The 12,871-nt window shown below is 37.8% G+C and carries 10 protein-coding genes and 1 pseudogene; 6 read left to right on the top strand and 5 right to left on the bottom strand.

Going from position 1 to position 12,871, the window contains the following annotated elements; translation table 11 throughout:
* The first annotated feature begins 288 nt into the window (after nucleotides 1-288).
* The 4 genes from PSF67_RS07395 (at nucleotide 289) to PSF67_RS07380 (ending at nucleotide 5,558) form a co-directional block, all read left to right on the top strand.
* Nucleotides 289-1,395: a fimbria/pilus outer membrane usher protein gene (locus tag PSF67_RS07395; RefSeq protein ID WP_272676708.1), complete on the top strand. Its 1,107-nt coding sequence runs from the start codon at nucleotides 289-291 to the stop codon at nucleotides 1,393-1,395.
* A gap of 297 nt (nucleotides 1,396-1,692) precedes the next feature.
* Complete coding sequence (locus PSF67_RS07390) at nucleotides 1,693-2,433, top strand: MurR/RpiR family transcriptional regulator (protein ID WP_272676707.1); 741 nt, start codon at nucleotides 1,693-1,695, stop codon at nucleotides 2,431-2,433.
* A 183-nt stretch (nucleotides 2,434-2,616) separates the two neighbouring features.
* The gene (locus PSF67_RS07385; RefSeq protein ID WP_102138739.1) at nucleotides 2,617-4,173 is read left to right on the top strand and encodes a PTS transporter subunit EIIC; all 1,557 of its coding nucleotides are present in this window, start codon (nucleotides 2,617-2,619) and stop codon (nucleotides 4,171-4,173) included.
* Nucleotides 4,174-4,187: 14 nt separating this feature from the next.
* Complete coding sequence (locus PSF67_RS07380; RefSeq protein ID WP_102138740.1) at nucleotides 4,188-5,558, top strand: class-II fumarase/aspartase family protein; 1,371 nt, start codon at nucleotides 4,188-4,190, stop codon at nucleotides 5,556-5,558.
* Nucleotides 5,559-5,628: 70 nt separating this feature from the next.
* On the opposite strand, the gene ytfE is transcribed toward PSF67_RS07380, so the two are convergent.
* Nucleotides 5,629-6,291, bottom strand: coding sequence for an iron-sulfur cluster repair protein YtfE (gene ytfE, locus PSF67_RS07375; protein ID WP_102138741.1), 663 nt, complete (start codon nucleotides 6,289-6,291; stop codon nucleotides 5,629-5,631).
* A 59-nt stretch (nucleotides 6,292-6,350) separates the two neighbouring features.
* A pseudogene (gene norV / locus PSF67_RS07370) lies at nucleotides 6,351-7,547 on the bottom strand (anaerobic nitric oxide reductase flavorubredoxin); the annotation flags it as partial.
* Nucleotides 7,548-7,727: 180 nt separating this feature from the next.
* On the opposite strand from norV, the gene norR reads away from it, so the two are divergent.
* Nucleotides 7,728-9,242, top strand: a complete 1,515-nt coding sequence (gene norR / locus PSF67_RS07365; RefSeq protein WP_102138742.1) for a nitric oxide reductase transcriptional regulator NorR — start codon at nucleotides 7,728-7,730, stop codon at nucleotides 9,240-9,242.
* 47 nt (nucleotides 9,243-9,289) lie between these two features.
* Here norR and PSF67_RS07360 read toward each other — a convergent pair whose 3' ends face one another.
* Nucleotides 9,290-11,110 carry an FUSC family protein gene (locus PSF67_RS07360; RefSeq protein ID WP_272676706.1) on the bottom strand — a complete coding sequence of 607 codons (1,821 nt, stop codon included), beginning with the start codon at nucleotides 11,108-11,110 and terminating at the stop codon, nucleotides 9,290-9,292.
* A gap of 108 nt (nucleotides 11,111-11,218) precedes the next feature.
* On the opposite strand from PSF67_RS07360, the gene PSF67_RS07355 reads away from it, so the two are divergent.
* Nucleotides 11,219-11,680: a MarR family winged helix-turn-helix transcriptional regulator gene (locus PSF67_RS07355; protein ID WP_166266128.1), complete on the top strand. Its 462-nt coding sequence runs from the start codon at nucleotides 11,219-11,221 to the stop codon at nucleotides 11,678-11,680.
* A 16-nt stretch (nucleotides 11,681-11,696) separates the two neighbouring features.
* Here the strand turns inward: PSF67_RS07355 and PSF67_RS07350 are convergent, their stop codons facing one another.
* Both PSF67_RS07350 and PSF67_RS07345 read right to left on the bottom strand, forming a co-directional pair.
* Nucleotides 11,697-12,143: a YbaY family lipoprotein gene (locus PSF67_RS07350; RefSeq protein ID WP_102138745.1), complete on the bottom strand. Its 447-nt coding sequence runs from the start codon at nucleotides 12,141-12,143 to the stop codon at nucleotides 11,697-11,699.
* Between the two features lie 26 nt (nucleotides 12,144-12,169).
* The gene (locus PSF67_RS07345) at nucleotides 12,170-12,598 is read right to left on the bottom strand and encodes a winged helix-turn-helix domain-containing protein (RefSeq protein ID WP_166266229.1); all 429 of its coding nucleotides are present in this window, start codon (nucleotides 12,596-12,598) and stop codon (nucleotides 12,170-12,172) included.
* Nucleotides 12,599-12,871 lie beyond the last annotated feature (273 nt).

The raw sequence follows: 12,871 nt of genomic DNA, 5'->3' as shown, positions 1-12,871 counted from the left end.
CTTTAACGATTGGCTATTACGCCGATTAATAATGATTATAAAGCGATAACAAATGAAAAGTTAAATAATTCACTTTGTTCAAAAATAACCTATATAGATAAATAATTATATCGTTTTTTGATATTTGATTATTTTAAATGAGCCAAATTATTTTAATAGAAATGACAAAGTTAAAATAATATTAACTCCTCTTCAACTACTAACATTGGGCTACTGCGTTAATAAAATATATTCCGGTTGAAAAATAACTCACAACAATAAATAACAAAAGGTGATGCAGTGAAAGGGATGAAATTAAATATAATTGCATTAGAGATTTTTCTTTGCTGCTATGCAATGGCACCCTCTTTCTCGCATGCCGAATCATATTTTGACCCTGGCTTATTAATGCATGGGAGCGGGATTGATGTTTCTCTACTCGATTTAAATGACTTCGCCAGTAGCAACACCTTAACCCCCGGCGAATACGATGTCATGGTCAATGTCAATTTGATCCCTTCTGGGGAATTCAATATTGCATTTGATAAACAGCCCGATGGCCAAATTATCCCTGTATTTACCGTAGGTGAGCTAAAAAAACTGGGGGTGAATACCTCTGCATTACCTAAATTAAGAGATCTTGGCGAAGAGGCTAAGATAGAAAAACTGTCTGACTATATTGCTGATGCAACTACCACGTTCGATGCCCAAACATTGACTGTGAATTTATCCGTGCCACAAATTGCCATTGTGCCTAATTTCGCGGGTTATGTGCCACCAGAATTGCGTGATGACGGCGTGACCGCATTAGTGATGGACTACGTCTTTAACTACAGTAATAACCGTCAGTTAGCTCAACATCACCAACAATCCAGTACCAGTGATTCCCTATTCGCTAACTTAAACGCGGGGATCAACGTCGGTGCATGGCGCCTGAGAACCAGCTACCTGTACAACTACAGTAAAAGTAGCGGAAACTCAAGCAACAGTGATTCCAACTTCACCAATACTTATGTTTATCGCAGCATTAACGCGATTAAATCCACCTTGCGTGCCGGTGAGATTTCAACGGGAGGCAATATTTTTGACTCCATTCCCATGAAAGGGGCAACGCTGAAATCCAACCCTCAACTCGACCCCAGCAGTATGCAAGGGTTTGCCCCTGTGGTGGAAGGGTTTGCTAACACCAATGCCACTGTCACCGTGCGCCAAAATGGCAGCGTGGTTTACCAAACGTTCGTAGCACCGGGCCGTTTTATTATTCGTGATATCCCTGCCAGCGGGTTGGCGGGGGACATGGAAGTGACGGTGGAAGAAGAAGATGGCAAACAAACGGTCTTTACCCAAGCCTATTCCTCACTGCCGATGATGGAGCGCCAAGGCTCGAACAATTACGAGGTTTCTACAGGGCGCTAGGGGATGACTCGGTTCCGTTTCGACCCTTCATAAAACGGTCACAACGACCATTTTGAAACAATCAAAGCAGGCATCTATCGCGGCAATATACAAGCGCTCACTCACTTAAAGTGGATGAGCGCAGATCTCATCGAAGTCACCTTTCGTGATAAGTATCTTTAGCATTTCACAAAATTTCTTCTTAAACTCAGCGCAGAATAATAATTTGACGTATAATCAACCAATTGAATGGCTGTATTAACTTTATTATCATAAAAAATAATCGTTTATAGGCTGGGTAAGTTCATTGGAGGGGATATGTTAGATTTTTTAAAAAACTACGACAATTTAACTATTAGTGAAAAAAAAGTCTTAAAATACCTGACCGATAATATTGCGGATATCCCCTACTTAAATATTAATGAACTCGTTGCTAAAACCTTCGTGTCTAAAACAGTTATCATTAACTTATCTCAAAAGCTAGGCTTTAGTGGCTTTAAAGAGCTTAAATTTCAGATTAATAATTATATTTTAACGAAAAATAAAACCGAAAAAACACTTCCCTCATCATATAAAAAACAGCTCGAAAAAAACATTAATAAAAGTTTTACATTAATTAATGAAGCGCAAATTAATGATTGCGCTAAAATATTGCATAAATCGAGAAATATTTTTATTGTGGCAAGAGGAACGAGTAAAGCGGTTGGTTATTACCTTGAGCATTTGTTATTTGCATTAGGCCTGCATTGCTTTTTCATTAATGACTATAACTTATCTGATTCCTTCACACGGCTAGTTAGCAAAGATGATACTGTCATTTTTATCTCACTGTCTGGCGGTACTAAAAAAATCATTGAAACAGCAAAAATTGTGCAATTAAAAGGGGCAAATATCATTAGTATGACTGCGTTTAATACTAATGAATTAACCAGTTATACAGATAATACTCTGTTTTGTTTTGCTGATAATTTTGATACCAAACGGGATGATACAAAATCCAGAATCGGATTTTTTATATTAGTTGATTTACTTATCAATGAATTAGAAAATCTACAATAAATTATTGTTTTATTATTTGATCTATTTTTATTGTTAGATTCATTCATTAATGCGCTATAAGAAATGACTTAGGTCATAATTTCTGACCTAAGATAATTTTTAAAACCGCGACATCATTTCTTTTATAAAACCCCCAAGCTAGTATGCCCTTAATTCTAATAATAGAAGTCATAAGGAAATAGTATGGCCAGAAGAAAGTTTGGTGAATCAATTCAACGCTTTGGGAGAACATTACTCCTTCCTATCGGTGTATTAGCACCGATAGGTATGATATTGGGTATCAGTGGTGCGTTAGTGCAAACTTATATGATTGCACGTTTTCCTTTTCTCGGTAATGAAACGGTTAACGCATTACTTGTCAGCATTCGTTCAATTGCAGGTGTAATTTTCGATAATATTCCCTTGCTGTTTGCAATGGGGGTGGCCTATGGTATGAGTCATCGAGATAAGGGGATTGCCGTCTTCGCGTCGGTTGTCGGCTATTTATCGCTGATCATCACCATGAACATTTGGTTAGTGCTTACTGGTAAGCTTGCAGACCCTGCAATGATGGGCCAAGTGGGGCAAATTAAAGTTCTTGGTATACAAACCTTAAACATCAGTGCCGCAGGGGGAATTATTACCGGTTTGATTGCGGCCTGGGCGACGGATAAATTTTATAACCTTGAACTACCTACCGCATTTGCTTTCTTTTCTGGAAAAAAATCCGTTTCTATTATAATGATAGGATTAATGATTGGGGTGGGGGCGTTATTACCATTTATTTGGGAAGTATTGGTCCAAGGTTTAATGAAACTCTCTTCAGTATTTTTAAGTCCTGTAGGGCCATTTTTTACCGCAGGTGGTGAACGTTTATTTATTCCATTTGGTTTACACCATGTATGGAACGTTTTATTTAGATTTACTGAAGCGGGTGGTACTTATGTTATTGACGGACAAACCTTTGTTGGTGTTGTTCCTGCATTAACTGAGGTGCTATTTAACCAAGGCCCGGATAGTGAATATTGGGCGATGATGCCAAGTTTGACTCGCTTTATGGCACAGCAACAAATGTTAGTCACACTATTCCTATTCCCTGCAATTGCCCTTGCTATTTATAAAACATCGAAGAAAGAAAACCGCGCAGAAGTGAAATCCATGCTGGTTACCATGGTATTAACAGCCATGCTTGGTAACGTCACGGAGCCACTCGAGTTTACCTTCGTATTTATTGCGCCATTACTGTACTTAATTTACGCCATTATTGTTGGTATCGGTGCGGTATTACTTTCTTTAGCTGAGGTCGGTATTGGTTATATTCGTGGAACCGTATTTGATTTCACTATTTTTGGTTTACTGTACGAAAATACTAACTGGATCTTCTTGGTTATTATCGGTAGCTGTTTAGCTGTCGTCACTTACTTTATTTTCTACTGGGCCATTATTAAGTTTGATATAAAAACACCAGGTCGCGAAGAATCGAGCAATCTGAAAAATACCTTAATTAAAGAAAAACGTTATGGTGAAATCGCAGAAATTTTAGTCCAAGCGTTAGGCGGCAAACAAAACATTCGTAACGTAGATAACTGTATTACCCGTATGCGTATTGATGTCGGAGAAGTGAACCAAATTGATAAAGATTTAATGTTGGAATCAGGATGTACCGCATTCTTCTTTCCATCGGCAAACCACGTCCATGTTGTATATGGACCGAAGGTTGAGTTCGTTCGCAATGCTGTTGATGAAGCTATGAAGAAATAAAGAAGGGATACGAAATGAGAGCATTATACGATTCTAAAAGTAAAACTATTGATGACCGTGGAATTAAAAACTTATTGTCTGATGAGGCAAAATATTCTACTTGGTTAATGTTTGAATCCATGTTGGCTCAAGCTCAAGCGGAACTGGGATTTATTCCTCAATCAGCGGCAGATGAAATTAAAGAAAAGGCCGTAATCGAAAATATCGATTTTGAAGAAATGAGCCGTATTTACCAAAAAATAGGCCATGGCTTTGTACCTTTCTTGAAAGTTTTAGTGAATGCGTGTTCTGAAGAAAGCGGTAAATATATCCATTATGGAATTACCACGCAAAATATTCAGCAAAGTTCACAGCTCTATATGATGAAAACTGTACACCATAAATTTATGTTGTTACTGGGTGAAATCATCGAAAACTTAGCAGGTTTAGCCGAAAGAACTAAACATATGGTGATGCCGGGAAGAACTCATGGACGTCATGCCATCCCTATCACCTACGGCTATAAAGTTTCGGTGTGGATCAGCGATTTCATTGATTGCTATCAACGCATGAAAGAGTGTGAAAAACGCGTTTTCACTATCATGATGGGTGGTGCAGTTGGTGCATTTAACTCAATGCCTGGTGTTGGTATGGCAGTACAAAAACGTGTCGCTGAACTGGTTGGGATGGAAGCCATGGAAGTGCCATCCAGAAACTTGAGCACACATAAGCTTGAATATATGGCAAATTTAGCGTTGATGGCGAATATTTGTCATAAAATTGGTGAAGAAGTCTATAGCACAACGTTAGAAGAAATTGCAGAGGTCTCTGAAGGATTTACCAAAGGAACTGTGGGTAGTAGCACTATGCCCCATAAAATAAATCCAAAATTGGCTAAAGGAATTATTGCTAACTCGCAGAAATTATATTCCTTACCGAGTGTTGGTATGTATTCCGCTGTAAGGCCTTATGAAGGTGATAGTAGTTCTTATATGTTATTTGATGGGTTAATCGAAGAAGCTTTGGAATTGACCACGGAAATTTTATTAAGAACCGAGGAGCTTTCGAGGACGATTGTGCCACATGAAGAGAGAATGCTTCATAATGTATTGAGAAACAAAGGGTTAGATAATACCGAGTATGTCATGATGAAGATGGCGGAAAAATTGGGTAAAGATAAAGCGCATTCCCTCCTGTATGAAGAAGCCATTAAAACGGCTGCGGATGGGGAAGATTTCTATACTAATTTAACCAAAAACAGTGTGATATCAGCGGCATTCAGCCATGAAGAAATTAAGGCAATGCTTGACCCGAGATCTTATATCGGGCTATCCGTTGAAATTGCAGAAAAAGAAGCAAAACGTGGACTAACCACGGCACAAGAAATTAAACAACAGTACAAATAGGTATTTTTAGTATCTATTAAAAATGTTTAAAACAAGGGGCTGTCTATTATATAGATAGCCCCTTGTTTATTTATTTGCCAGCGAGTGCTCTTGGGAATAATAAATTATTTTCTAGGTTAATGTGATTCATCAAATCATCAATCAATTCATTGATACCATTATATAGTACACGCCAGGTGGTGCAGGCTTCTGGTGGCGGTGTAACATTATTGGTAATACCTTTAATTGCCTCTAATATATCACCTGCATCATCGTGTTCTTGTTCCATAACGCTGATTGGGCCGGCTGCGTTTTTGCCCATTCCGTTTTTTATCATAGGAAACAAAACACGTTCTTCTTTCATCATATGGCTAGTCAATTCTTCCAGTAATGCTTCTAAGTATTTTGATAGCCCTGTTGGTACGGTTGGTTTGTTTGCATGAACTCGTTCAACCTTTTGTGCTTGTAGAATAAGTTCAGGTAATTGCTCTCTGTGCCTATCATGATAACGAACAATAATGAAATCAATAATGTCACTGAGTGGCGCTTCTCGCCAATCTTTCTCTAAGGTTTCTGTTGATAACTCAAGTAATTGACTTTCTAGCTGGTCAATGTCTAAGTTTAATTTTTCTGCACTTCGGCTGAGTGTTTGTTTTCCACCGCAGCAGTAATCCATATTATATTGACGGAACAACGATGAGGCTCTAGGAATAGATAATGCGAGTTGCCCAAGTGTTTTATCTCTAAATTGCATATGAGTTATCCTCTAAAAAATCATAAAATTCTGACGCTTTTTTCTAAATAAATTTATGCAGATAGCGCCCATTGACGAGCAATATTGCGCCCATATTCACGGCAGTCATCCAATGTTTTTGAATCAGGCTTCCATTTTGCTTTTAAAGATAATGCGGTATCAAAACCGGCATCCATCAAACGTGTTTGAACACGGTCAACGGCGCCACCATTCCAACCAAAACTTCCGAAAGCAGCGGCTTTTTTATTTAAAAAACGTAAGCCTGTAATTTCTTCAAGCATACCTGCTATTTTGGGCATCATGACATTATTCATGGTTGAGGTACCGACCAAAGCCGCTTTGGAGCGAAAAACATGAGTAATAATGTCGTTTTTATCACTGCGTGCAACGTTAAATATTTTAACTGCGACATTAGGGTCGGCTTCATTGATGCCTTGAGCGATCGCATCTGCCATTAAACGGGTATTATTTGACATGGTATCGTAGAAAATAGTGATGCGATCTTCTTGGTAATCTGCTGCCCATTTCAAATACAATTCAATGATTTGATTTGGATTATCACGCCATACAACTCCGTGAGATGTCGCTATCATATCGACGGGTAGGTTAAAGCCTAAAATTTCATTTATTTTTGGAGTTACTAAGCGGCTAAATGGGGTAAGAATATTCGCGTAATATCGTTGGCATTGTTCGAATAACTCATTTTGGTCGACTTCATCATTAAATAATCGCTCATCACAATAGTGCTGCCCGAAAGCATCATTACTGAAAAGTACTGCATCTTCAGTAAGATAAGTCATCATGCTATCAGGCCAATGTAGCATTGGCGTTTCAATGAAGATCAATTGCTTATTATTACCTATATCGAGTGTATCCCCTGTTTTAACGATCTTGAAATTCCATTCAGGATGGTGGTGGTGACCATTAATTGAGTCAATGGCATTAGCGGTGCAATAGATTGGGGTATTCGGAATAAAGCGCATTAATTCAGTTAATGCGCCAGCGTGATCTTCTTCAGCATGGTTAATAACGATGTAGTCAATGTCACTTAAATCAATCTGTGAGTGTAAATTTTCAACAAACTCACGGCTAAATTTATGATCGACAGTATCAATGAGGACATTTTTTTCTTCACGGATTAAATAGCTATTATAACTACTTCCCTTTAACGTTTTATATTCGGTTCCATGAAAATCACGTACTTCCCAATCACGTTGCCCCACCCAATGAATGTTATTTTTTACATGAATCGCCATATTAATTTTGTCCTGTATTTTTTAAAGTATAAGAAGACATAATCAATATTCATGCCAATATTTAATATATTGATTTTTAATTAAATTAAAATAAATCATTATAATCTATGGTCATAATGACTATGTTAATCATGGTCATTAAGACTATAATTGTTGTCAAATTGACTATGAGGAATGGGCATGGGCTTTTCTGTTGAGGCACTAGCAAAGATTGCAATAGAATTACAAGATGGTATGGGGCATTCAGATCGTTTTCAGCGTTTGATTACCACGCTAAGGCAGTCATTGGGGTGCGATGCTTGTGCGTTATTACGCTATGAATCAGGCCAATTTATTCCTTTAGCAATAGACGGATTAATGGCTGATGTTTTAGGTCGCCGCTTCTCTTTGGCGGGGCACCCCCGGCTAGAGGCCATTGCAAGAGCCGGTGATGTTGTGCGTTTTCCCGCTGATAGCCAGCTCCCTGACCCATATGATGGGTTAATTCCTCATCATCAGCACCTAAAAGTTCATGCTTGTGTCGGCTTACCCTTATATGCGGGGCAAAATCTTATCGGCGCATTAACATTAGATGGCATGGAGCCTGATCAATTTGATGCATTTAGTGATGAGTCACTTAGATTAATTGCCGCATTAGCCGCAGGTGCATTAAATAATGCATTGCTTATTGAACAGCTTGAAAACCAAAATATATTGCCGAATAACCCTGTACTATTTAAACCTTCAGGAGAAACTGAAATTATTGGTTTATCTCTTCGTATGCAGCAATTAAAAAAGGAAATTGATATTGTTGCAGCATCAGAATTAAATGTTCTGGTTGGCGGGGAAACGGGAACAGGAAAAGAGTTAGTTGTTAAATCTATCCATGAGAAATCCCTTCGAGCGGCTCACCCTCTTATTTATTTAAACTGCGCGGCATTACCTGAAAGTGTGGCGGAAAGTGAATTATTTGGCCATGTTAAAGGTGCTTTCACTGGGGCAATTAGCCACCGTAGTGGTAAATTTGAAATGGCGGATAATGGTACCTTATTTTTAGATGAAATCGGTGAGCTCTCATTAGCGTTACAGGCAAAATTACTGCGAGTATTGCAATATGGTGATATTCAACGAGTCGGTGATGACCGTAGTTTGCGTGTTAATGTCCGTGTGTTAGCGGCAACTAACCGTGATCTACGCGAAGAAGTGTTAGAAGGTCGGTTTAGGGCCGATTTATTTCATCGTTTAAGCGTATTTCCTCTATTTGTTCCTCCATTAAAGGAGCGCGGAGACGATATTATTTTATTAGCGGGGTATTTTTGTGAGCAATATCGTCAGCGTTTTAGTTTATCCCGTGTGGTACTGAATTCATCATTACAACGGTACTTACTCAACTATTCATGGCCAGGCAATGTGCGTGAATTGGAGCATGCGATTCATCGTGCCATTGTTCTTGCTCGTGCTTCAAGTGATACGGGTGAAATTATCTTACAGCCTCAATATTTTATTTTTGATGATAATGAACATGAATTAACGGAAGCATCACAAAAAGCCGTATCGCTAACTAAAAACTTACGTGAAGCAACGGATGACTTTCAGCGTACGCTTATTACACAGGTACTGGAAAAAAGCCACCATAATTGGTCTGCGTGTGCTAGAGAATTATCTTTAGATATTGCTAACTTACATCGACTAGCTAAACGGTTAGGTCTGAAATAAAACATTAATACCTGTTTTATCAGGAGTACTCATGAATACTTATCTTATTAGCAATGTTTCTTTTCCATATAGAGTTTTACATATTTCTTAAGCTGTTCAAGTTCCTTGTTATCATTTTCGTTACGCTGTAAATGCCGAAATAATATAGAGATTTTCTTTAAATCAACGTGGTTTTGTTGAATACGTTTTTCAAGCGCAATAAGGGCTCTTTTCTTTGATGCGTGGTGTGCAAATTGCTTGTGCAAAATAAGTAGATACAACCAAATACTTTGTCGAGTTATAAAAAAATCAAATATAGGCGAGTGAGGGAGATTTGCTTTTTTTGCTAGCAATAATCCACTAAATAAACGGTGCATAAATTGCGTTGTGGAAGGTTTATTTCCTTGAATTAAAGCCGTTACCCCTAATTTAAATTGCTGCTCAGATAGATAAATTAATTGCTGGTAACGTTTGGTTGGGTTGGTTGGATAAATCCACGCGAAAGCAGCCATTGCAACTAATGGGCCTGAAACTATTGCAATGGCATTACCTATACTTTGAGGGAGTGACAGAGAAAAAGGATAGCTTGGTTGGAGTAAAATTAAAGAAACCATAATATAGTCAAAAGCAATTAAAATTAGGCGGTTATAGGAAAAAATAACAACACCGCTAATAATCACTGGAACAATGAAAAAGGTCATCTGCCATGATGAAGAGGCAAAAGGCCATAAGTACCATGTACAGATTAACGCAGCAATAGCACCAAACAATTGGCCTGTGAAAATATTTTTCATGAATTTAGCGGGGTAATCGAGGGAGGCGAATAGAGCCAACATTACCGAAAGACCGAGAGTAAGATAAGCCAATACTTGCCACTGCGTCCATAGCCATAACAAGCCAACTACAGCGATAGCCATAAAAGAACGAGAGAAGGCATGCCACGCTGAAATTTTATCTTGATGGAGTTTTAATTTGTCGGTTTTATTTATCTTCTTGATTGATTTACCAAAAGTAGCATAGTAAAGCGGGACTAACAGCATTTTAAGTACCCCATTAGGACACAATGACAAAATGTGTTTCCATTGAGTATCTGTTGGCTCTTGCGCAGGAAAATAGAAAGGAGCAATAGGTTGGTATTTATCTAAGTGTAATAATATTTGGCTCTGAAACATGAGTTTTTGACGCGCTTTAGCGACTTGTTTACGGTGATAACGCCAACCAATACGGTGAGTTTCTAAAATTTCTTCATAGCTTGCCATGGTTTGCCAAAGGTGGTCGATCTCGTGTTGCTTAATTGGGCGCTTTTTCTCGAGTGAGTCATGTAATATTTGGAAGAAGAGCGTATCGGTTTGATTTTTAAGAGTAATGACATTATCTTGCTCACGCTTAGGCGTAAAAAGAAAATTGAAAATCACGGCTGAGAGAACGCCAACCAAAATCGTCCATAACCGATCCCAAGCGACCATAAATAAATTGTCAGTAATGTGAACGCTCAACATGCTCACCATCACAGCGGAGTAACCCGCTAGAAAAGTGCCATAAGCGACAAAGCCCTTTTGTAATTGGCCAATACCACTGCAAATACCTAACCAACTCGCGAGCCCTATAATAAATAGTAATGGGTGAATAAGGTGAAGTTGAATCAAAACGACGCCGGCAAGTACACCAAAGACCGTTCCTGCAAAACGCCACCAACTTTTTTCCAGTAAATTTTCACGCCAAGGTTGGGCAGAAGCCCAGACAGTCATGGCTGCCCATTGAGGATGAACCAACTCTAAGTATTGCGCGATAAACAACGCGGCAATTGATGCACAAGCAGTAATAGCAGCAAAGCGAAAGCGTGCTGGGTTAAATCCCAAGAAATTCAGTAAACTTATTATTTGTGACATAGAATATGAGTGAATTTGGCGTGTTAAAAAGGTATTTAGTTGATAAAATCAACTAAAGTCAGTGTGATTATTCACTAATTGGTTGATAAAATCAACTAAAGAGGCGTTATGCGTACAGAACAGGCTCGAGTATTTGGGGTGATTAGCCGGGCAGCTCACCATTATATGAAATGGATGGGAGAGCCTTACGGTATCAATGCAATTGAGTGTTTGATGATTTTACATATTCATCAAAATGATGCATCAACCCTAGAGCAAATCACCAAAGCGATGGTTGTGGATAAATCAGTAACAACTCGAGGTGTGAGCAAATTTTTAGCTAAGGAGTGGGTTGCTAAAACGAATAGCTTAGTCGATAAACGGGTTTATCATGTTTCGTTGACCCCCCTCGGCAGAACGATTGTGAATGAGCTAAATTGTAAACTAGATAAGTGGAATGATTATTTATCAGCAGACTTGCCAGAGCTAGAGGCTGAGCAGTTATTTAATGCATTAGACAGTTTGGCAAAGCGAGCCATTGAAAGCTCAGTGGCAGATTTTCCGCGTTTATTAGAAGAACCAACTGAGTGAGGTTGAGTAACCAACGTTATGGCTGAATCGTGGATACAGGAAGTAATACTACTTCAGATAAATTCTCAGGTATGGGGCTGAGTTTATTACTCATCATGATTAATTCACCATCTTTTTCAATTCGTGCACTCATTCCTAAGGTATATCGTTTGGATTGAAATTCTTCAGGAAGAGTGACTGTAAATGCGATACTACGTCCTGTGCTTTGTGTTTTGAAACTGTAATCCAGATTAGACTTTGCACTGTTTTCATTTTGTTGTATTGAGGTCAATGACAGCGTAACTATAGCATTTTCAGGAATATCGTAAGAGTGTGAATAAATATTACCACTGATATGGTAAGTGGGGGTATGAGTAAAGTAATTCATTAAAGTATTACTGCAAGCAGATAGCATGAAGGTCATAAAAATTATGAATAATGAAAAAAAATGTTTTTTTGATAGAACGGAGTTAATATTTAACATTAAAATTTCTCTTTAGCAAAATTTAATTATAGTGATGAACGAATAAACATTTTTTGAAGGAAATATCGTATATAGGAATAAATATTTTTTTTTGTGTCATATTTAGAGAGTATCGGCATTTCTGATTTTTCTCCGGTGTATAAAATACCAATACGAGGTAAAGTCATAATTAAATTTTCATCAAGATCGACTTTTTTAAAGGATTGTCGCAGTTGCCTGACAAGCTTGTAATAACTACTTTCAGTCACGATCGTGCCTCTTTTTTCCCAGATTTCATACATGACTTCTCTTTTGCTATTTGTTTTTATTAATAATAATTTAAGCAGGCATGATTCATTTTCGGAAAGGTTAACGACATTTTTTTCACGAGAGAGAGTTCGTTTCAGTGGGTCATATACGACATTCCCAGATAAGAGGATCATTGATTCCTTTTCATTATAGTCAATATTATTCATAAAATTTTGTACTGTTGATAAATCGGTCATAATTTATATCTATCCTGATTATCGATGAAATATATGTCAATACAAAAAGCGAAGCTGGATAAGATATTTAAAAAATAAAATCGTTTTTTGATATTGGACTCATATGTTTTGATGAGGTGAATTTAAACTATATTCGGAGGTTGTATATATCAATTTTTATTTGTATTTTTTATATTTTCTTATTTTTACCAAATAAATAGGCTTAGAATATTAATAAAATACACTAAACCTATAAATATTAGT

This window comes from Providencia sp. PROV076 (assembly GCF_028483405.1).
GTDB lineage: Bacteria > Pseudomonadota > Gammaproteobacteria > Enterobacterales > Enterobacteriaceae > Providencia > Providencia huaxiensis.
The sequence above is the reverse complement of the archived record's forward strand: the minus strand, read 5'-3'. Positions and strand labels throughout refer to the sequence as shown.

What these genes read in the sequence shown, in the direction of transcription:
- PSF67_RS07385 (WP_102138739.1), top strand. Translation starts at nt 2,617, where the DNA reads ATGGCCAGAAGAAAGTTTGGTGAATCAATTCAACGCTTTGGGAGAACA.
- PSF67_RS07355 (WP_166266128.1), top strand. Translation starts at nt 11,219, where the DNA reads ATGCGTACAGAACAGGCTCGAGTATTTGGGGTGATTAGCCGGGCAGCT.
- PSF67_RS07390 (WP_272676707.1), top strand. Translation starts at nt 1,693, where the DNA reads ATGTTAGATTTTTTAAAAAACTACGACAATTTAACTATTAGTGAAAAA.
- norR (WP_102138742.1), top strand. Translation starts at nt 7,728, where the DNA reads ATGGGCTTTTCTGTTGAGGCACTAGCAAAGATTGCAATAGAATTACAA.
- PSF67_RS07350 (WP_102138745.1), bottom strand. Translation starts at nt 12,143, where the DNA reads ATGTTAAATATTAACTCCGTTCTATCAAAAAAACATTTTTTTTCATTA.
- PSF67_RS07395 (WP_272676708.1), top strand. Translation starts at nt 289, where the DNA reads ATGAAATTAAATATAATTGCATTAGAGATTTTTCTTTGCTGCTATGCA.
- PSF67_RS07360 (WP_272676706.1), bottom strand. Translation starts at nt 11,110, where the DNA reads ATGTCACAAATAATAAGTTTACTGAATTTCTTGGGATTTAACCCAGCA.
- PSF67_RS07380 (WP_102138740.1), top strand. Translation starts at nt 4,188, where the DNA reads ATGAGAGCATTATACGATTCTAAAAGTAAAACTATTGATGACCGTGGA.
- ytfE (WP_102138741.1), bottom strand. Translation starts at nt 6,291, where the DNA reads ATGCAATTTAGAGATAAAACACTTGGGCAACTCGCATTATCTATTCCT.
- PSF67_RS07345 (WP_166266229.1), bottom strand. Translation starts at nt 12,598, where the DNA reads ATGAATAATATTGACTATAATGAAAAGGAATCAATGATCCTCTTATCT.